This is a genomic window from Stenotrophomonas sp. TD3, assembly GCF_001939825.1.
Classification (GTDB): Bacteria; Pseudomonadota; Gammaproteobacteria; order Xanthomonadales; family Xanthomonadaceae; genus Stenotrophomonas.
In genome coordinates, this window is record NZ_MOYM01000001.1 from 1,008,676 (window position 1) to 1,027,165 (window position 18,490).

The window sequence follows — 18,490 nt, forward strand, 5'->3', positions numbered from 1 at the left end:
GGCGATCATCAAGCGCTCTGACGAGATCGCGCTGATGGCCGAATCGGGCCGCCTGCTGGCGCAGGTGTTCGCCGCGCTCGACCGGCTGCCGCTGCAGGGCCGCAGCACGATGGAGATCAACGATTTCGTCGAACGCATGATCGTCGATGAACTGCAGGCGCGGCCGGCCAGCAAGGGCCAGTACGGCTTCCCGTATGTGCTCAACACCTCGATCGACAACGTGATCTGCCACGGCGTGCCCAGCACCACCGACGTGCTGCGCAACGGACAGATCGTCAACCTCGACATCACCCTGGAGAAGAACGGCTACATCGCCGACTCCAGCACCACCTACCTGGTGGGCGAGGTCGACTACGCCGCGCGCAGGCTGGTGCAGACCACCTACCAGGCGATGTGGAAAGGCATCGCCGCGGTGCGCCCCGGCGCGCGCCTGGGCGACATCGGCCACGCCATCGCCCGTCATGCACGCAGCCACGGCTACAGCGTGGTGAAGGAATACTGCGGCCATGGCATCGGCCAGGAGATGCACGAGGATCCGCAGATCCTCCACTACGGCCATCCCAACACCGGCATGGTGCTGGAAGAAGGCATGGTGTTCACCATCGAGCCGATGCTCAACCAGGGCAAGCCGGCCATCCGCCAGCAGCCGGACGAATGGCCGGTCTACACGCGCGATGGCAAGCTGTCGGCGCAGTTCGAACACACCGTGGCAGTTACCCGCAATGGCGTGCGCGTACTGACCCTGCGCCCCGGCGAGACGCCGCAGTGCGCGGTGGACGCGGCCTAGAGCGGGCGCAACAGCAGCAGCGTGGCGAGGCAGAACATGAAGACCGCCACGCCTCCATCCAGCACACGCCAGGCGCTCGGCCTGCGGAACACCGGCTGCAACAGGCGCGCGCCATAGCCCAGCGTGCAGAACCAGGCCACGCTGGCCACGCAGGCACCGGCGGCGAAGGCCCAGCGCAGATCGCCCGGGTAGCGCGTGGACAGGCTGCCCAGCAGCACCACCGTGTCCAGATAGACATGCGGATTGAGCAGCGTGAACGCCAGGCAGGTCAGCAGTACCTGGCGCCCACTGCCGCCCCGCGCCTCGGCGGCGGCCAGCGCACTGCCACCGCGCCACGCGCGCAGTCCCGCCTGCAGGCCATACCAGAGCAGGAAGGCCGCACCACCGAAGCGCAGCACCTGCAGCAGCAACGGCCACTGCAGCACCAGCGCGCCCATGCCGCCGACACCGGCCAGTATCAGCGCGATGTCCGCACCGGCGCAGGCCAGCACCACCCTCCCCACATGACGCTGCTGCAGGCCCTGGCGCAGCACGAAGGCATTCTGCGCGCCGATGGCGATGATCAGGCCGGCACCTGCGAACAGGCCGGCGGCGGTAGCGGCGATCCACATCAGGACAGGCCAGGCAGCGAGGGGACGCGCAGGGTGCGGCCGCCGCCACTGTTTAGACAAACTGATTTTTCTTTATCCTGTGCAGGAAAACTGAAGAGGCACCGGCATGGATCTGGTACATCCGCAATTGGCCGCGTTTGCTGCGGTGCTGGAAGAAGGCAGCTTCGAGGCCGCGGCACGCCGCCTGTCGATCAGCCCGTCGGCCCTGTCGCAACGGATCAAGGCCCTGGAGGACAGGCTCGGCCAGGTCCTGGTGGTGCGCCAGGCACCGTGCCGGCCGACCACCGCGGGCGAAGCACTGCTGCGCCGGGTACGACCGATGCAGGCACTGGAAGCCGAGGCGCTGGCCGAGCTGCTGCCCGAGCGTGGCAGCGACGCTGCGCGCACGCCGATCCCGCTGGCGGTCAACGACGACTCGCTCGATACCTGGTTCGTGCCGGCCATCGCCGACCTGCACCAGCGCCACGGTTACCTGTTCGACCTGCGCATGGACGACCAGGACCACACCCTGCAGCTGCTGCGCGATGGCAGCGTACTCGGCGCGGTCACTGCCGAAAGCCAACCGGTGAAGGGCTGCAACGTGCACCCGCTCGGCGCGATGCGCTACCACGCCATCGCCTCGCCCGGCTTCGCCCGCCAGTACTTCAGCGACGGCATGCAGGCCGCAGCCCTGGCGCGCGCACCGATGCTGGTGTTCAACCGCAAAGATGAACTTCAATGGCGCTTCGTGCGGCGCCTGACCCGCGCGCGGCTGCAGCCGCCGCTACACTACCTGCCCTCCTCCACCGGTTTCGTCGAAGCCGCCGCGTGCGGACTCGGCTGGGGCATGGCCCCGGAAACCCTGGTCGCGCCCGCCGTGCGCGCCGGCCGCGTGGTGGTACTGGAACCCCGCCGCTGGCTCGACGTGCCGCTGTACTGGCAGCATGCCGCCGTGCGCTCAAGCACGCTGCAGCACATCACCCAGGTGCTGCGCACGGCGGCCAGCGGCACCCTTCGTTGAGGACAAACCGATGACCGCAGACCCCGGCTTCACGCCGCGCGCACTACCGTTTGCGCACTTCTTCACCATTGGGACGGCATGGGCGTGATCGGCCGACGTACAAGGATGCACCGCGCGAAGGCCGCGCTGGCGTTGACGCTGGCAACCTGCCTGCCACTGGCTGCGCCGGCGCAGACCCTCACCGATGCACCGGCTTTGGACTGGGAACAGGCACGGCAGCGCCTGGAACAGGTCTCCGATGCGCTGGCCGCCGCCGACGCAGCGGTGCGCAACAAGCAGGACCTGCAGGACGCCACCCGCCTGCTGCGCCTGCCGGAGATCACCGGCGAAGTGCGCCGCCTGCAGTTCCAGAAGACCCTCACCCTGCCACTGGGTTCGCTGGCACCGGTGGCCGAAGCCTATGGCATCGACTCGCCGCTGTCGTTCACCGAACGCGACTGGCGTACCCGCCCGGTGGTGACTGCGGTGCTGCCGCTGTACACCGGCGGCGTGATTCCGGCCGCGCAACGTGCCGCCAGCGCCGCCCACGAGCAGGCCAGCGCCGAGCGCGAAGCACAGCGTCAATCGCTGACCGTGCAGCTGGCCCAGGCCTATTTCGGCCAGCGCCTGGCCGAGCAGGCGGTGGACGTACGCCGCGACGTGCGCGATGGCCTCAACCGCCACCTGTCCGACGCAGTGAAACTGGAACGCGAGGGCTTCGCCACCCGCGCGCAGCGCCTGCAGGCCACCGTGGCCCGCGACAAGGCCGAGCGCGAATACCAGAAGACGGTGAACGACCTGGCCACGCTGAAGGCCGCGCTGGCCACGCTGCTGCGCAGTGGCGGCGAGGTGCAGCCGGTGTCACCGCTGTTCGTGCAGCGCGTGCCGCTGGAACCGGTGGCCAGCTTCGAGCGCACCGCACAGGCGCGCCAGCCGCAGATCGCACGCCTGCGGGCGATGGTGGCGCAGGCCGAACAGGGCGTGCGCGTGCAGCAGGCCAAGCTGAAGCCGCAGATCTTCGCCTTCGGCCAGTACGATTTCCGCCGCCGCGACGAAATGCTGACCGATCCGGACTGGGCGTTCGGTATCGGCCTGAAGTACACCTTCCTGTCACCGAACTCGCGTCCGGCGCAGATCAGTGCCGCGCGTGCGCAGCAGGACCAGGCCGAAGCCGGTCTGCGCGAGGCCGAGAACCAGGTCGCACTGGGCGTGCGCAAGGCCTGGAACGAGCTGGAAACCGCGCGCCAGCAGTACGTACTGCTCGACAGCAGCATCGCCCAGGCACAGGAAAACCTGCGCCTGCAGGAGCTGGCGTTCCGCGAAGGCCAGGCGACTTCGCTGGATGTGATCGACGCGCGGCTCGGTCTGGGCGGCGCCCGTGTCGAGCGCGCACAGGCCGCCTACCAATACGATATTGCGCTGGCACAGTTGCTGGAGGTCAGTGGACAGATGGACCGTTTCGAAGAGTTCCGGCGGCGTGCGGACGAGGTGATCGACCATGAGTGATGTGCTGCACGACGACGCGACGACGCCCCCGGCCAAGCGCCGCCTGGGCCCGATCCTGATAGTGGTGCTGCTGGTCGTGGTGGTGCTCGGCCTGTGGCTGGCCTGGCGCAGCCCGGCCGACCAGATCCAGGGCATGGCTGATGCGGACACGATCAACGTGGCCGCCAAGATCACCGCGCGCGTGGCCGAACTGAAGGTGCGCGAGGGAGACCGCGTGCAGCCCGGGCAGGTGCTGTTCCTGCTCGACAGCCCCGAAGTGGCCGCCAAGGAACAGCAGGCGCACGGCGCATTGGCCGCCGCACAGGCAGTGGCCGACAAGGCCGACGAAGGCGCGCGCAGCGAAGACATCCGCGCCGCCGAAGCCAACTGGAAGCGGGCCGAAGCCGGTGCGACGCTGGCCGAAGCCACCTACCAGCGCGTGCAGAACCTGTTCAACGAAGGGGTGATGACCCGGCAGAAGCGCGATGAAGCGCATGCCCAGGCCACCAGTTCGCGTGAACTGGCCCGTGCCGCCCGCGCGCAGTACGACATGGCCTTGGCCGGCGCACGCGAGCAGGACAAGCGTGCTGCGCAGGGCCAGGTGCAGCAGGCACAGGGCGCGGTGGCCGAAGTCAACGCCGCGCGTGTCGAAGTGGAAGGGCGCGCGCCGGTGGCCGGCGAGATCAACAAGCGCATGGCCGACCCGGGCGAACTGGTGCCGGCCGGCTACCCGGTGTTCACCCTGGTCGACATCGACCGCATGTGGGTGGCGATGAACCTGCGCGAATCGCAGATGCAGGGCCTGAAGGTCGGCAGCAAGCTGCAGGGCAGCGTGCCGGCACTCGGCCTGGACGGCGAATTCGAGGTCTACTTCATCAACCCGGCCGGCGACTATGCAACCTGGCGGACCACCCGCCAGTCGTCCGGCTACGACGTCCGCAGCTTCGAGGTGCGGGTGCGCCCGGTACGCCGCATCGAGGGCTTCCGCCCCGGCATGAGCGTGCTGTTCGCATGGCCCCAGCACTGAGCCCCGGCCACGGCGGCTTCGCCGCCAGCTGGCGGCGCGAGCTGCAGTCGCTGCGCGGCAACCGCGCCGACCTGCTGCTGGTCACCGTGCTGCCGCTGCTGATGCTGGTGGTGATGGCGTGGATGTTCACGCCCTCGGTGATGCGCGACATCCCGATCGCGGTGGTCGACCTCGACCACAGCAGTGACAGCCGCCTGCTGCTGCGCATGCTCGATGCCAGCCCCGGCGTGCGCATCGCCAGCCAGCCGGTGGACCTGGAAGATGCACGTTCGCAGCTGCGCAGGCTGGACGTGTTCGCCATCGTGCTGGTGCCGCGCGATGTCACCCGGCAGGCGTTGCGTGGACGCCAGGGCACGGTGTTCGCCTATTACAACGCCACCTACATGACCACCGGCCAATCTGCGGCGCGCGATATCGGCGACGCGGTCTCGGCCTGGAACGCGCGCCTGCTGCGCGAACGCATCGGCCTGCAGGTCGGCCCGGGCAAGCTGCGTGCCGCGCCGATCGCGGTGCAGTCGGACATCCTGTACAACCCGGCGCGCAGCTACGAGCTGTTCCTGCTGCCACTGATCTTCCCGGCGGTGCTGTCGCTGGTGCTGGCGCTGGCGGTGGCCGGCAGCCTCGGCCGCGAGATCCGCGACGGTACCCTGCCCGCCTGGCTGGGCCGCACGCCGTGGCTGGCGATTGCCGGCAAGATCGCGCCGTACGTCCTGCTGTTCTCGGTGTATGGCGCACTCGGCATCGGTTACCTGGCCTGGCTGCGCGGCGATGGTGTGGCCGGCAGCGTGCTCCTGCTGCTGCTCGCACAGCCGCTGTTCTACCTGGCCACCGCCGCCTACGCGCTGTTCTTCGTCGGCGTCACCCGCGACATGGGTACCGCGCTGTCCGCGGTCGGCCTCAGTATCGGCACCGCACTGGCGTTCTCCAGCGCCACCTTCCCGGTGCTGGATGGCCCCCTGTTCACTCGCATCTGGCATCAGTTGCTGCCACTCAGCGCCTACATCAAGCTGCAGACCCAGCAGCAGTTCATCGGTTCGCCGCTGCAGGTTTCGGTGTGGCCGTTGGCCACATTGCTGCTGATGGCGGTGGTGGCGGGCGGCATTGGCGGCCTGCGCCTGATCGCCTTTGCGCGCACACCTGCCGCCGCACAACCCGCAGGAGCCGACGCATGAGCGCACTCTGGCGCAGCCTGCGGCAGACCCTGATGGCGGTGCTGTGCGACCGCTACGCGATCGTGGTGATGGTCGGCGCGGTGATCCTCTATTCGTTCTTCTACCCGGCCGCGTACCGCCACCAGGTAGCCGGCAACCTGCCGGTGCTGGTGGTGGATGAAGACCACAGCGCGACCAGCCGCGAGCTGCTGCGCAAGCTCGATGCACTCCGTGTTGCGCGCGTGGTCGGGCAACCGGCAGACATCGACAGTGCCCGCCAGCAGCTGGAAGCCGGCCACGCCGAAGGCATCGTGCTGATCCCGGCCAACCTGGAACGCGACATCCTGCGCGGCCACCCGGCCAAGCTGGTGCTGCTCGGCAACGGTGCCTACCTGGGGCGTGCCAGCTGGGTGCTGGGCAGCGCGGCCGATGCACTGGGCGCGTTCGGGCGTGAGGCGGTAGTCGGCCAGGCCGCCTTCATGGGCGCGCCGCAGGCACCGCCGGTCACCCTGGTGCAGCGCCCGCTGTACAACACCCAGGAAGGCTATGGCAGCGCCATCGTGCCCGGCGTGGCCGAGCTGATCGTGCACCAGACGCTGCTGATGGGCATCGGCGTCCTGCTCGGCGGCCGCCGCCTCGCGCTCGGCCGGCGCCTGCGCTTCGACCTGCCGACCCTGGCCGGCATGGCGATGGGCTTCGGTCTGATCGGCCTGTTCGGCCTGTTCTACTACGCCGGCTTCACCGCCTGGGTGCAGGACTATCCGCGCGGCGGCAACCCGCTGGGCCAGCTGTTGGGCGGCACCTTGTTCATCGCCGCCACCGTGGCCTTCGGCCTGTTCGTCGGCAGCTTCTTCCGCACCCGCGAACGCGCCTTCCAGTACATCATCGCCACCTCGATCCCGCTGTTCTTCCTGGCCAACCTGTCGTGGCCGGCGGTGATGACGCCACCACCGCTGGTCTGGCTGGCGCAGCTGCTGCCCACCACCTCCGGCATCAACCTGATGGTGCGCCTGAACCAGATGGACGCCAGCCTGGCCGAAGTCAGCCACGAACTGATCACCCTCACCGCCCTGCTGCTGCTCTACGGTAGCCTCGCCACCTGGCGCCTCCTCGCAAAAAAGGGGACGGAGGGGATTAAGTCGTAAGCGGCCGGTTGGGGGATTGCGACTTAATCCCCTCCGTCCCCTTTTCCTGCAACGAAGAACGCCGGCGCGGGGCCGGCGTTCGAGTACTGCGATGTGGAAGGGGAAAACGGGGGGCTGTCGGCGATCGATCAGCGATAGACGCGTTCGCAGCGGCGCTCGACCACGCGGTCGCCGTTCTTCTGCTGGCTGTTGCCCTGGATCTGGCGACCGGCCGCACCACCGGCAACAGCACCTGCCACGGTAGCGAGCTTCTTGCCATTGCCGCCGCCCACCTGGTTGCCCAGCAGGCCGCCGATCACCGCGCCCGTGGCAGTACCGGCAATGCGGTTCGGATCGCGCGAGTTGCGCTGCACTTCCACGTTCTTGCAGACCACGCGGCTGCCATCGTTGAATCGGCGTCCTTCATCGCGCGGCCCGTAGGTCTGCGCACCGGCTACCGACGAAGCCGCCAGCAGGGTGCCCAGCACAAGCAATCGGGTCGAGGTCTTCATGGCCATCTCCTGAGTTCCGGTATGGCGCAAGTGTCCTCCCGCGGTTGGCAACCCGAAGTGAAATGCGCGTGTCCGCCACCTCATCGGCCATCGCGCGTTCAGGAAGAAAATCCGCGCCCATCACGATCAGCCATCGTGATGGGCGCCGTCTCCCTGCCGGCGTGCTGCCTTGCTAGAACTCTTCCCAGCCACCGGCGTTGGCCGCCAGTGTCGGTTCGATGCGGGGTGAAAGCGCAGCGGGCCGACGCACCGGGGTGACCGTCGCGGCCACCGCAGCCAGGGCCGGACGCACGGCCGCAGCTGCCGTTGCCGCACCGGTGCGGAACACCGACACGGCCTCGGCCAGCAGGGTGGCCTGCTCCTCCATGGAACGCGCCGCGGCGCTGGCCTCTTCCACCAGCGCCGCATTCTGCTGCGTGGTCTCGTCCATCTGCACCACCGCCTGGTTCACCTGTTCGATACCCGAGCTCTGCTCCTGCGAGGCGGCAGAGATATCGGCCATGATGTCGGTGACGCGCTGCACCGACGCCACGATCTCGCCCATCGTGGTGCCGGCCTGGCGGACCAGCGCCGAGCCGTCAGCGACCTTGCCGACCGAATCCTCGATCAGGCCCTTGATCTCCTTGGCCGCACCGGCCGAGCGCTGTGCCAGCGTACGCACCTCACTGGCCACCACCGCAAAGCCCCTGCCCTGCTCGCCGGCACGCGCGGCTTCCACCGCCGCGTTCAACGCCAGGATGTTGGTCTGGAAGGCGATGCCGTCGATGACGCTGATGATCTCGGCGATCTTCTTCGACGAGGCTTCGATGGCCGACATCGTGGTGACCACCTGGCCCACCACCTCGCCGCCCTGCGAGGCGACGCCATGCGCGCCGATGGCAAGCTGGTTGGCCTGGCGTGCGTGCTCGGCGTTCTGCTTCACCGTGGAGGTCAGTTCCTCCATCGACGCAGCCGTCTCTTCCAGGTTCGCCGCCTGCTGCTCGGTGCGCCGCGACAGATCGGTGTTGCCCGAGGCGATCTCGCCTGCCGCCAGGTTGATGCTGGACGCGCTGGACTGGATGCGGCCGACAATCTGCTTGAGCTGATCGACGGTGGCATTGCAGTCATCGCGCATGCGGGCGAACACGCCGTGGAAGTCACCCTGCATGCGTACGGTGAGGTCACCGCGCGAGATCGCCTGCAGCAGGGTCGACACCTGCACCAGGTTCTCGTCGGTGGTCTGCATCAGGCGATTGAGCCCGGCCACCATGTCGCGGAAATCATAGGCGAAGCGATCTTCATCGCCGCGCAGGCTGAAGTCGCCCGCCGCCGCGGCCGTCGCCAGCCGGCGGATCTCGCTGTTGATCGCCGACAGGCTGGTCTTGGTCTCGTCCATTGCCTGGGTGATCGCCGCCTTCTCGCCGGGCAGCGGATCCATGTCCACCGACAGATCGCCTCGGGCGTAATGCTTCATCACTTCGATCAGCCGGTTCTGCACCTGCACATGCGAACCGACCAGCGCATTCGTCTCGTGCACCATGCGCCCGTAGTCGCCGGGGAACGCGCTCTCGTCCATGCGATAGCTGAGGCTGCCCGCATCGTGCTGGCGGGCCAGCTCGCCCTGCGCCGCCATCACCGACTGCAACTGCGCCTGCATGCGCTGCATCGACCTGAGAAGCTGCGTCACCTCATCGTTGCCGGAGGCGTCAATGCTGCTGTCCAGCCGCCCGTTGGCGATGCCGTCGGCCAGCTTCACCGCACCTTCCAGCGGGCGGGTCAGGCTGCGGGTGATGGCCCACGCGGCCAGCGAGCCCAGTACCAGGCTCAACGCGCCGAACACGATCGACAACGTGCCGGTCCAGGATTCGGTTGAACGGTATTCCTCGCGGCTGCGCTCGGTCAGCGCTTCCTGATGCCGTAGCAATGTCGAGATGGCCTCGTTCCATGCGGTTGCCAGCCCATGCTCGGCGAGCAGCTCCTTGGCTGCACCGTCGAAGTCACCGGCCTTCATGCGCTCGTGCAGATGCTGGGTGGAGGCGTCGGTGGCCTTGCGTGCCGCGTCGATTTTCGCAACCAGGGTGTCGCCAGTCGCGTCTCGCGGAATCTTGATGTACTTGGCCCAGATACCGTCGTAGGTCTGCGAAAGCTCCTGCGCCTTCTGATAATCCTTGTCGAAATCCTCGCCACGTTTGATCACCATCAGCCGGCGGTGCATCAACACCGCGTTGTTGGTATCCAGCATGTCGTTCAACAGCCGCATCTTCACCATGTTGACGTCCACCACTTTCTCGAACTGGGCGGACTTCAGGTGATTTCCGTACAACACCAGGCCGACGATGGCCACGATGAACAGCAGCAGCAAACCGAACCCGGCACCCAGCCGGGATCCCACTCGGAGGTTGCGTAAGGCGAGCATCTCAATTCCCTTGATCATGGCCGTACGATCGATGGCGGCGCAGGCAGGGGAAACTTTATGGGCCGATATTATTATATCGATCCAAAACTCTGGAACTGTGCAGACAGGTGTGAAATCAGACGACTCACGAAGGCGTTATATCCATAGGGTATATCGCCACCGGTAGCCAGAATGGGATCAGGCCGGGGCCTGCCGCTCCGGTATCCGGCATTACGGTGCAGCAGGCCCCGGGAAGACCAGATCCTTCCCGAGCCTTGCCGCATAGACGCTCTCGAACTGGAACGAGAGCACAAACCGGAACCCGCACGTCGCGGCGTAGCGCTTTGTGAAGCGGCAGATTTCCTCCCAGGCGCTTTCAAACCCGCTCGCGCGGAAATGAAACGAGCCCAGCAGGCCCACCTGCCACTCGGCTTCAATCCCTTCCGCTACGAGCGCCTCCGGCGGGTCGACGATGCCGAACCCAAAGCCGGTGTTGGATGCTGGAAGATACCCATGCAGACCATCAGTACCGTCGGAGTACTCGGCCCGGATCGAATCCAGGGCGTGCAGAATGGCATCCAGGTCGGCACCGGCTTCGGCTTCGAAGAACAGCGAAATGCTCATTATTGAACCACCACTGTGGAGCCAACAGCTTCATTACTCGGCATCGCCGCTCTCGTCTTCGGCTTCATTTCTGTCCTGAAGAATTCCTGATTCATACGGACTGCCCCTGCCCACCTCACCCATGGGAGCTCGCAATAATCCGGCTACCGCTTCAGATCAGTGTAGGTAGCACCCATATCCTTTATGCCCTCCTCGCTGTTCCCCATGGACGCTCTCACCGCGTCCAACCAGTCCTCCCACGCACCTGGATCCATGGGGCTTCGATCCTCCTTAAGAGTCCAGCCAAGTGAACCCAGCAGCCCCCCGATCTCATCGCTGGCACCGCGGGAATAGTCGATCTGGAGGAAGTAGAACATCGCCATGTAGGCTTCCTCGATCGTCAAGAGCTGTTCTTTCACCAATAATCTCCCTGCATGACCCCATTTCCGGAACCACCCTCGCCGGATGTCAGCAATCACAATCCAATGAGGGTATGCCGGTTGAAGAACCGCATCTTCCCCTCGATCGCGAAGTCCGTGCGCCTGATTTCACCCAGCATCATCTCGCGTTGGGCGTCGTTCAACGTGCAGGGCTCCAGAACACTGGCCTCCAGCACGCGCCCCGGGGGCGCCAGACGCAGATCGACAATGCAGGCATTGCCCTCTGTTGGAACGCCCGCTGGCCACGCCGTCATTGCGATCGCACGCATTTGCTCCTGGTACGCCACCCGCTCCGCTTCCTCGATCTGCGGGTCCGGCAGATACGGCGGGTTCGCCGCCAGGTGCACAGCAGACTGCGTAGGCGTTGGCTCTGATATCGAACGAACGATCAGGTTGATCAGGGTGTTCTGTGAGGCCGTTACCGCCAAGGCGATCACCAGAGCGGTGTAGCTGACACCACCAGCCTTCTGCAACTCAAGGTGCCGCCGATGCACCCCGCGATGCTCGGCATCAACCTTGCGGACAATCCTTCGGCAGTGCGCCAGGTACAGCGGATTCGCCAGGATTCCAGCAAGTACACGAAACACCACGAAAGAGAGCAAAGACAACCATGGCAGCCCCATCAGCACGAAGGTGGTCATCATCAACGGCGAAAGGATGAACCAGAGCGCTCCCCACACATGCATGCGCCGGAAGAAGAACCAGAGTGACGAGAACAGGAATGCCGGCCAGTTCCATCGTCTTGGCGCCCTGCCGCTTGCTTCGTACAGCCTCCAGTGGTGGAGATAGGTGGAAAACCTGTCTCCTACCACGATCGCCAGTACATCCTTTTCGCTCAGCCCATCGGAGGCTGTATCTGTGCGCTGTACTGCTTCACCGTCGGCACTACCGAAGGTGGGTTCAATCCTTACTCTCATTATCCTTTATCCAAACTCGAAACGAAATCAAGCAAGATCAATTCCCACGTAGCATCCCGGCCATTGAGGTGCCCCTGCCTGCATTCAATCGCGGCTTTTCACGAACTCAATGCAACGACCGGAAACACCCTCAAGCCACAACGCAGATTGCAGTCACGACCTGCTCCGGCTCATCCTCGAGCGGCACACCCCAACCGGAAATTTCGAGGACCCCATAATCACCTCCGCTACAGAACCACTCCTCCGCTTCATCGAAATGCAACTCGGTGAACCCAAGAAAATCAGAAACCAGACTTCCCAGGCCAATTGAACCTACTGCAAGTCTACGATAGGACTTACGCGCAACGACATCCCACGGCATTCCCAATGCATAAACCTTGAGCGCCCGCACAACCCCGCCCCCGATCGTAATAGAGAGCGCAGCCATATCACCAGCGCGATCATCGCCAGGCAGGGAGAACAGGAGCCCACCGTTTCCATGCTCGTCAGGACCATACCTTTCGAGACGAAGATCAGGCCCGCCCTCAAACCTGTAAAGCCGAGCATCCGCGTCAATCAGATATGCAGCGATAACCGCGTCCAGATCATCGCATGCCGCAAGCAGCGGTATAGCTGCCATCGATACGCCAGGAACAATCGGTGCATCCCACTCAATGGAATTCACATCGATGCTCATTCACGTCCAACAAAGCTCACCATTATCAAGAACCCATACAATTCCTGCAGGAGCTGCAATCAGGAACCAAAGGCACAGATCAGATTCCAACTCTTCCCTGGTCGACGGCCAAGCCCTCCGAAGAAGCTCGACCTGCTCTAGATTTGAACCATCTAAAAGCCGACCATCAGACGCCAATTTCGCCTTTCCGGACTCCAGAATACCAAAAATAATATCGAGAAAAATATCCCGCTGCGCGGCAAAATCGACAGAAGACCCCGCAAGGGCACCATTTAACGCCTGCCACATTGAAACCATGGAATACCCAAAGGAGTGCTCCACGACATAATTAGCGTATCCTTCGGTCACTTGAACTTCATCTCCACCGCACCGCCATTATTAATCGATGGATGAACAACATCCACCGTCCATTTTGCGCCAGTTTTTCCCGCAGATGATGAAAACGCTCGCAGGCGAATTATCAAGCCATCCTGTTACTGAATTGCATAAATTTCACCCTTATCCTTAGTGATGCGAGGGCGCGCCATTTCATCCACATCAACCGGTCGCACTACATGCATCAGAGAAGCTGCCGTCCAACCCTACGCCCTCACCTTTCCAACCGACGCAATCCACTCAGCCCAGACAGAGGAATCATTCAGACAACCGGCATCACTTAGAGGCGACATGAGTCGAACAAAAACTTCTAACAACGGAAGATCTTCACCGGATCGATCAAAAATCGCCTCAAGGAATACCATCATCACTGAAAATGCCTCCGCCAACGCCAAGTACCCGCCCGATGAACTCATTTGCGCGCCACAAAATTCAGAATTGAGAGAATTTCCAGCGGCAGCGGCCTCTGCAAATGCTTCGCACCAGTCATCCCACATTGCTGGGTCGTTGGGCAAGCCATTCGCCCACAAAAATGAGCCTGCCGAAGACAATAGATCAACCAGGGTGTCCTGCCCGCCCCCCCGCTCTCTGTACTTTTGCAGGAAGACGCACATCAACACATATGCAGTCAGAACGGAAATTTTTTCGGAGCCTCTCATATCGCCAATACTCATCTCGCCACCCTCTTCTGAACCGGCTCGTGTCCGCACTCCCCTCCGCTAGGTCCGGGTTGCTTTGGCGCCCGCCGCGCTCCGTGATCGGCTCTCCTACTTCCCTCAACCCACTTTTCCCTGCCGCTCGCGCAGCAGTACCACCACCAGCAGATACAGCAGTCGCGATGTTGACCACGGTCATAAATCGGGCGTCGAATGCCAGCCCGCTGCCGGCCGCAAACACAGCTCCAGAACGACGTCGCCGTTGCTCAACCCCTTGATGCGGGTCAGCTCAACGATGTTCAGAAGTCTATTGTTCTCTACGGCATTCCTGCTGATTTCCATGCTGATAGCGATCTGTGCGAGATCGCCACCCGCCGCGCCCCCGCCAGCGCGCCCACCGCCTGAGAGAGCACTCAAATTGCCCTGCACGACCTGGATGTCGCCCTGGGTGCTGGTCAGGTTGACGTTGCCACCGCCCTGGATGGTCGAGCCTCGCGAAGAAACTCCGCCATGGAAAAAATACCGGCTAGACATCCAGCTCAATAGCGAACTCATTTCAGCCAGAAGGCGGCAGACAAGACCGACTCCTGATTACACACCAAACCCCAAACCATACCATTTATTTCCACACCCACATTTCGCTCAAAAGATAACGAATCAATCTCAAGGAACGCCAAACTCTAGGTGTGCGAAACAACACCACACCACTCACGCACTCAGCGCCGCCTTTACTCGCCCCAAGTCGCGCAAGAAATCTACGAGATCGGCTCCATTCAGCGCCTGAGAGGCATTCCCGACGCTGTCGTCCGCGCAACTTTTTGCAAACTTAAATGGAATCTCATCCTCAACCTCATAAAGCGACAAAGCCCTCCCATCCAATATGCAAGCAAGAATCGCAGTTAGCACAAGGATCTCCTCCTCGGGAAAGTTTTCCAACTTCAACTCGAGAGAAGAATATGCAAATAGAATAGCCTGGCCGAAATCATAACCCAACTTACCCATACCCTCCTCCACATCAGAGCTTACCGACCTCACGTAATCCCTATAACCCCAACGCCTCATCATCACTTCCTACCATAAACATTAAGCTGTATTCCCGGATACTTGACCCGAAACTTCAATATTACATTGAAACAACCAGCACACACCTTCAACTCAGTAAAAAGATCGACCCTACCTACGGCAGAAGGATTATCCCCCAACGATCTTGCAACATTTTCAAGAGCCTTGAACTCACCATCGACATCTCTCAGGAAAGCGTTCTTTCCGCCGACCTTACCCCACTCGCCAACACTCAGAGGCTTGAATACGGTCTCTCCTTCAGGGGCAGCAACTCTGCAGGTCAGTGAACGTCAGCGAGCCCGCAGTCAGTTCACTGTTGCCTGCATTAGTGCTAGCGATCGCGCCGCCCACCAGATTCACGTGACCGGCATCGACGTGGTACCCGCCATTGCCGGCAAACAGGCCGCTCTGCTGGCCAACACCCTGATAGCTGCCGCTGGCCTTGCCTGCACTGGCGTAACCGTCGGCATTCCACGCGGTACCGAACGACACCTGCACGCGGCCACCCACCTGGCTGTTCCTGGACATGCTCTCGGCGAAGTCCTGCAGCGATTCGATGGTCAACGTCCCGCCGGTCTTGACGCCGATGCGGTCGGCGGTCGCCGTGGCACCACGCAGCGTGGTATCGCCCTCGGCCTTCATCGAGATGTCCTGCGCCGCCGTGCCTCGAATCTTCTGCAGGCGATCATAGGACTTTCGCGCCGCATCGACGTTGTTGATCGGGCCGATCAACGGCGACTTCGCCCTCGTAGAACCGATCCCACTCAGTTCCACGTAGTGCCTAACCCTCGTGAATCACCCTCACTATCATCGCCAGTGGTTGAAATCCCCTTAGAGATCAAGCCCCAGCCCTCACGGAGCGGCGATCTCCTTCCAGATCAGGCAATGGAGCTCCCTAAAGGACCGCGCGCATCATCAGTGAAAAATCTAGTGTCCAGATCCTGCGCCGGCTCCATCCCTCCAAACACAGTGCGGGCTCCACTCAGCAACTTCAATTGCTGGAAATGCCGATGCAGCATAGGCATGGCCACGGCAACATTCGACCAATCCATATCGAATGAAAAATCGATGCTTATCGTCTCTTCAAACTTAAAGACACGAATCAACAACGTAGGAATGTAGACGGCAGATCCCAACCTAAAACCATTGATCGTCTGGATCATGCAAGAACTGCATGGGAAGTCATCGGCACTTCCTGCAAACCAGTCGCCAATCGCCACCGGCTCGCCATCCAGCTCAGTCCGCGAGACGGACTCAGCCATGCGACCGATCGTTTCCAGCATCGTGGACACGTGAACCCACGGAATAGCCTCCATAAGAATTTCAAACGCATCATTCATCGATAGCCCCCTCAGATTCCGCCAGCGGCCGATCGGGTTAAGCCATCCTGATCGGCATTACGGAGATATCTGCCCGGGTGGGCCAGCACCGCGTCGACTGTCGGCATAAAGATCGGCGACGCGACCAAGCCTAGCGACCTCGTAGTGACGGACATTTAACCCCTACTTCCATCAAAGAAACATTCACCGAGAATCTTGCCCCAATCTTTCCAACCACCCACTCAACCCACACGAAACAATCATTCAGAAATCCGGAAGCGGGCACAATACCCATCCGCACCAACCCTTGATCCAAGAACGAAACCCACTGATAGTCGCAGCACTGAAAAACGAATTGACCAACTCGTCACGACTTACAATTAACTAACCAACAACAGCGACGCGCAATAAAATTGAATTACGCCAGCACACCAACCACTCCTACGCCACCAAAATTTGGCCCCAACAAAGAGACAGCATGGCCCTAGCTACTAACTCCCCAGCCGTCACCCTCATAAGATAGTGGCGGGGCGTACTCACCATCCCGAATCACCGGACACCAACCCATGCTGGCATAGAAGAACTGCAGATCAATAACGTCATAGAGGCCCAAACTCACCGGCCGAATCGTAATAAGCCCTCTCGCATAATGAGAGTACTTCCCGCCGGCGCCCGCAACCGCCCGCAGCGCCAGCTCCCGACGATCCCACTCCTCAATAACACCTGTGACTTCAGGACTACTATCGAAGATGACCACCTCAAAGCAATCAGCCACTTTACACAAGCATGGAATTCGCTCCTGATTTATCAGATCTTCAGAAGCTAGATTATCTGGAAAACTAACCCTCAATTTCACTTTTGCACTCCCCTCGGAACTACAACATCACCTGAGAAATTTCTCTCGAACGTGGACAATGGACTAAAGTACTGAACACCATGAGGATCTCGAATAGCTACAACCTTGACACCGGCGCGCTCTGTCACACCATCGACCACAACAAAATGGGAGAACGTTGAACCTCCACTTCCATCAATCACACGCACGACGACTGGAGTCCCGTCAGCAGTATAGCGCGCAAGATCAGCGACGCTCCTGTTCTGGAATGCAGCTGCTGGAACCCCTTCAGAGCGCATCAGCCTGGCCACGTCAACCCCGGAAATTCCAGCCTCTCCTGGAGCGACCTTACTAATCAGACTACTTACATCCACTTCCTTCCCGTAGGCACTTAGAACCATCGCGCATGAATTATGCCCACATGTCGGGGCATTTCCCTTTTCCATCATCGGCAGGCCCGGACCGCCTCGGGGTGCGGCAGTTCCCGGCTTGGGCGTCCAGCCATCCATTTCCCCGCCCGCACCACCACTGATGCTGCCGGAACTGGCCGTGTAGTCCATGTGGTTCTGCAGGTCAGTGAACGTCAGCGAGCCCGCAGTCAGTTCACTGTTGCCCGCATTGGTGCTGGTAATCGCACCGCCCACCAGATTCACGTGGCCGGCGTCGACGTGGTACCCGCCATTACCGGCAATCAGGCCGCTCTGCTGGCCAACACCCTGATAGCTGCCGCTGGCCCTGCCTGCACTGGCGTAACCGTCGGCATTCCACGCGGTACCGAACGACACCTGCACGCGGCCACCCACCTGCTTGAAGCCGATGCCTGCTTCAGCACGGAACAGTTCGCCACTGCCGCCACGGCTGGACAGTGCCGAGATCGCACTGGCTGCCTGGTACGCGTTGGCGCCCGCTGCCATGCCCTGCATCTTCTGCAGGCGATCATCGGACTGACGGGCCGCGTCCACGTTGTTGATCAGGTCGATCAACGGCGACTTCACCCGCGCGAACACGCCGATCTTCAGGTCCTTGTCGCCCTGCGAGTAGTGACCGCTTTCGTCGGCGGTGAGCAGTGCCGACCTGATGAACGCGCGCCCGCGGCAAACGCTTGGCGGGAAGACGCCGAATCAAGTGCTGAAAGAGGTGTCCGCCAAGTTCATTTCAACTGTTGCGCTTGCAAGTTGAGACCGCCCCATTAAATCAACACAAAGGTGACTTGGAAAGAAGCCTAATTACCTCATCCCCTCCCTCCCCACCACTTTCAACATAAAATTTACAAGCCTCTTGCATAAGAGAAACAAACTCACCCTCTGAAAGGAAGAGAATTTCAGCACCTTCACCATCCCCGTATATGAAACGGACTCCATCAAACCGATCCTCTTCATAGAAACTATCCGGATCCGGAAAAGCGCAGTACGCACCATCAACACCATATCCATTGCCACAAGACAAGTGACCTATAACTTTGACAAATATTCCCAACTCATAAATCCTGTCAAAGTATGATTTTGCGACCCACTGCGGATCGCGATCGTCGTAAACTTCAAAAATTGATGACATAAG

The 18,490-nt window shown here is 62.1% G+C and carries 22 protein-coding genes and 1 pseudogene; 7 read left to right on the plus strand and 16 right to left on the minus strand.

All coding sequences use genetic code 11. The annotated features are described in order from the left end of the window. Window positions 1-4: 4 nt before the first annotated feature. The gene (gene map / locus BKE09_RS04785) at window positions 5-787 is read left to right on the plus strand and encodes a type I methionyl aminopeptidase (protein ID WP_170871762.1); all 783 of its coding nucleotides are present in this window, start codon (window positions 5-7) and stop codon (window positions 785-787) included. On the opposite strand, the gene BKE09_RS04790 is transcribed toward map, so the two are convergent. After that, window positions 784-1,398: a LysE/ArgO family amino acid transporter gene (locus BKE09_RS04790; protein ID WP_075674989.1), complete on the minus strand. Its 615-nt coding sequence runs from the start codon at window positions 1,396-1,398 to the stop codon at window positions 784-786. The two genes, map and BKE09_RS04790, sit on opposite strands and share 4 nt — an antisense overlap. A 106-nt stretch (window positions 1,399-1,504) precedes the next feature. Here BKE09_RS04790 and BKE09_RS04795 point away from each other — a divergent pair, with 106 nt between their 5' ends. The 5 genes from BKE09_RS04795 (at window position 1,505) to BKE09_RS04815 (ending at window position 7,185) form a co-directional block, all read left to right on the plus strand. Beyond that, complete coding sequence (locus BKE09_RS04795; protein ID WP_075674990.1) at window positions 1,505-2,398, plus strand: LysR family transcriptional regulator ArgP; 894 nt, start codon at window positions 1,505-1,507, stop codon at window positions 2,396-2,398. A gap of 78 nt (window positions 2,399-2,476) precedes the next feature. Next, on the plus strand, window positions 2,477-3,883 hold the full coding sequence (locus BKE09_RS04800; protein ID WP_075674991.1) for a TolC family protein: 1,407 nt from the start codon (window positions 2,477-2,479) through the stop codon (window positions 3,881-3,883). Beyond that, on the plus strand, window positions 3,876-4,889 hold the full coding sequence (locus tag BKE09_RS04805; RefSeq protein WP_075674992.1) for an efflux RND transporter periplasmic adaptor subunit: 1,014 nt from the start codon (window positions 3,876-3,878) through the stop codon (window positions 4,887-4,889). Before BKE09_RS04800 ends, BKE09_RS04805 begins: the two co-directional genes overlap by 8 nt. Beyond that, window positions 4,874-6,061 (plus strand): ABC transporter permease, encoded by a 1,188-nt coding sequence (locus tag BKE09_RS04810; RefSeq protein WP_075674993.1) that lies wholly within the window; start codon window positions 4,874-4,876, stop codon window positions 6,059-6,061. The genes BKE09_RS04805 and BKE09_RS04810 overlap by 16 nt, the downstream gene beginning before the upstream one ends. Then, window positions 6,058-7,185 carry an ABC transporter permease gene (locus BKE09_RS04815; protein ID WP_075674994.1) on the plus strand — a complete coding sequence of 376 codons (1,128 nt, stop codon included), beginning with the start codon at window positions 6,058-6,060 and terminating at the stop codon, window positions 7,183-7,185. The genes BKE09_RS04810 and BKE09_RS04815 overlap by 4 nt, the downstream gene beginning before the upstream one ends. A 128-nt stretch (window positions 7,186-7,313) precedes the next feature. On the opposite strand, the gene BKE09_RS04820 is transcribed toward BKE09_RS04815, so the two are convergent. From BKE09_RS04820 to BKE09_RS23485, 14 genes are all read right to left on the minus strand, one after another. Continuing rightward, window positions 7,314-7,682, minus strand: coding sequence for a glycine zipper 2TM domain-containing protein (locus BKE09_RS04820; protein ID WP_014646414.1), 369 nt, complete (start codon window positions 7,680-7,682; stop codon window positions 7,314-7,316). Between the two features lie 166 nt (window positions 7,683-7,848). Beyond that, window positions 7,849-10,071 (minus strand): methyl-accepting chemotaxis protein, encoded by a 2,223-nt coding sequence (locus tag BKE09_RS04825; protein WP_075674995.1) that lies wholly within the window; start codon window positions 10,069-10,071, stop codon window positions 7,849-7,851. Window positions 10,072-10,281: 210 nt separating this feature from the next. Next, entirely contained in the window at window positions 10,282-10,674 is a 393-nt protein-coding gene (locus tag BKE09_RS04830) for a hypothetical protein (protein ID WP_075674996.1), read from the minus strand. Window positions 10,675-10,817: 143 nt separating this feature from the next. Further along, window positions 10,818-11,072, minus strand: a complete 255-nt coding sequence (locus tag BKE09_RS04835) for a hypothetical protein (RefSeq protein ID WP_083663107.1) — start codon at window positions 11,070-11,072, stop codon at window positions 10,818-10,820. A gap of 56 nt (window positions 11,073-11,128) precedes the next feature. After that, window positions 11,129-12,010, minus strand: coding sequence for a DUF2628 domain-containing protein (locus BKE09_RS04840; protein ID WP_075674997.1), 882 nt, complete (start codon window positions 12,008-12,010; stop codon window positions 11,129-11,131). Between the two features lie 130 nt (window positions 12,011-12,140). Continuing rightward, window positions 12,141-12,686, minus strand: a complete 546-nt coding sequence (locus tag BKE09_RS04845; protein ID WP_075674998.1) for a hypothetical protein — start codon at window positions 12,684-12,686, stop codon at window positions 12,141-12,143. Next, window positions 12,687-13,034 carry a DUF596 domain-containing protein gene (locus BKE09_RS04850; protein WP_240502875.1) on the minus strand — a complete coding sequence of 116 codons (348 nt, stop codon included), beginning with the start codon at window positions 13,032-13,034 and terminating at the stop codon, window positions 12,687-12,689. A 233-nt stretch (window positions 13,035-13,267) separates the two neighbouring features. Next, complete coding sequence (locus BKE09_RS23145; RefSeq protein WP_139319609.1) at window positions 13,268-13,735, minus strand: hypothetical protein; 468 nt, start codon at window positions 13,733-13,735, stop codon at window positions 13,268-13,270. A gap of 177 nt (window positions 13,736-13,912) precedes the next feature. Then, the gene (locus BKE09_RS04855) at window positions 13,913-14,251 is read right to left on the minus strand and encodes a VENN motif pre-toxin domain-containing protein (protein ID WP_240502931.1); all 339 of its coding nucleotides are present in this window, start codon (window positions 14,249-14,251) and stop codon (window positions 13,913-13,915) included. Window positions 14,252-14,425: 174 nt separating this feature from the next. After that, on the minus strand, window positions 14,426-14,719 hold the full coding sequence (locus BKE09_RS04860; RefSeq protein WP_139319610.1) for a hypothetical protein: 294 nt from the start codon (window positions 14,717-14,719) through the stop codon (window positions 14,426-14,428). Between the two features lie 318 nt (window positions 14,720-15,037). Next, complete coding sequence (locus BKE09_RS04870; protein WP_170871727.1) at window positions 15,038-15,553, minus strand: hemagglutinin repeat-containing protein; 516 nt, start codon at window positions 15,551-15,553, stop codon at window positions 15,038-15,040. A 104-nt stretch (window positions 15,554-15,657) separates the two neighbouring features. Further along, window positions 15,658-16,119 (minus strand): hypothetical protein, encoded by a 462-nt coding sequence (locus BKE09_RS04875; RefSeq protein WP_139319611.1) that lies wholly within the window; start codon window positions 16,117-16,119, stop codon window positions 15,658-15,660. Between the two features lie 463 nt (window positions 16,120-16,582). After that, on the minus strand, window positions 16,583-16,954 hold the full coding sequence (locus BKE09_RS23610) for a hypothetical protein (protein ID WP_075675003.1): 372 nt from the start codon (window positions 16,952-16,954) through the stop codon (window positions 16,583-16,585). Further along, complete coding sequence (locus BKE09_RS23485) at window positions 16,951-17,916, minus strand: cysteine peptidase family C39 domain-containing protein (protein WP_206120585.1); 966 nt, start codon at window positions 17,914-17,916, stop codon at window positions 16,951-16,953. The genes BKE09_RS23610 and BKE09_RS23485 overlap by 4 nt, the downstream gene beginning before the upstream one ends. Before the next feature lie 85 nt (window positions 17,917-18,001). Between BKE09_RS23485 and BKE09_RS23715 the strand changes: the two are divergent. Continuing rightward, window positions 18,002-18,112 (plus strand): annotated as a pseudogene (locus tag BKE09_RS23715) (IS30 family transposase); the annotation flags it as partial. Window positions 18,113-18,127: 15 nt separating this feature from the next. On the opposite strand, the gene cdiI reads toward BKE09_RS23715, so the two are convergent. Continuing rightward, a complete protein-coding gene (cdiI, locus tag BKE09_RS23160) occupies window positions 18,128-18,487 on the minus strand; it encodes a ribonuclease toxin immunity protein CdiI (protein WP_075676580.1) in 360 nt (119 codons plus the stop codon). Window positions 18,488-18,490 lie beyond the last annotated feature (3 nt).

What these genes read in the sequence shown, in the direction of transcription:
- BKE09_RS04860 (WP_139319610.1), bottom strand. Translation starts at nt 14,719, where the DNA reads ATGGGTAAGTTGGGTTATGATTTCGGCCAGGCTATTCTATTTGCATAT.
- BKE09_RS04805 (WP_075674992.1), top strand. Translation starts at nt 3,876, where the DNA reads ATGAGTGATGTGCTGCACGACGACGCGACGACGCCCCCGGCCAAGCGC.
- BKE09_RS04790 (WP_075674989.1), bottom strand. Translation starts at nt 1,398, where the DNA reads ATGTGGATCGCCGCTACCGCCGCCGGCCTGTTCGCAGGTGCCGGCCTG.
- BKE09_RS04820 (WP_014646414.1), bottom strand. Translation starts at nt 7,682, where the DNA reads ATGGCCATGAAGACCTCGACCCGATTGCTTGTGCTGGGCACCCTGCTG.
- BKE09_RS04875 (WP_139319611.1), bottom strand. Translation starts at nt 16,119, where the DNA reads ATGAATGATGCGTTTGAAATTCTTATGGAGGCTATTCCGTGGGTTCAC.
- BKE09_RS04810 (WP_075674993.1), top strand. Translation starts at nt 4,874, where the DNA reads ATGGCCCCAGCACTGAGCCCCGGCCACGGCGGCTTCGCCGCCAGCTGG.
- BKE09_RS04800 (WP_075674991.1), top strand. Translation starts at nt 2,477, where the DNA reads ATGGGCGTGATCGGCCGACGTACAAGGATGCACCGCGCGAAGGCCGCG.
- BKE09_RS04830 (WP_075674996.1), bottom strand. Translation starts at nt 10,674, where the DNA reads ATGAGCATTTCGCTGTTCTTCGAAGCCGAAGCCGGTGCCGACCTGGAT.
- BKE09_RS04825 (WP_075674995.1), bottom strand. Translation starts at nt 10,071, where the DNA reads ATGCTCGCCTTACGCAACCTCCGAGTGGGATCCCGGCTGGGTGCCGGG.
- BKE09_RS04845 (WP_075674998.1), bottom strand. Translation starts at nt 12,686, where the DNA reads ATGAGCATCGATGTGAATTCCATTGAGTGGGATGCACCGATTGTTCCT.
- BKE09_RS04840 (WP_075674997.1), bottom strand. Translation starts at nt 12,010, where the DNA reads ATGAGAGTAAGGATTGAACCCACCTTCGGTAGTGCCGACGGTGAAGCA.
- BKE09_RS23145 (WP_139319609.1), bottom strand. Translation starts at nt 13,735, where the DNA reads ATGAGTATTGGCGATATGAGAGGCTCCGAAAAAATTTCCGTTCTGACT.
- BKE09_RS04815 (WP_075674994.1), top strand. Translation starts at nt 6,058, where the DNA reads ATGAGCGCACTCTGGCGCAGCCTGCGGCAGACCCTGATGGCGGTGCTG.
- BKE09_RS04795 (WP_075674990.1), top strand. Translation starts at nt 1,505, where the DNA reads ATGGATCTGGTACATCCGCAATTGGCCGCGTTTGCTGCGGTGCTGGAA.
- cdiI (WP_075676580.1), bottom strand. Translation starts at nt 18,487, where the DNA reads ATGTCATCAATTTTTGAAGTTTACGACGATCGCGATCCGCAGTGGGTC.
- BKE09_RS04855 (WP_240502931.1), bottom strand. Translation starts at nt 14,251, where the DNA reads ATGTCTAGCCGGTATTTTTTCCATGGCGGAGTTTCTTCGCGAGGCTCG.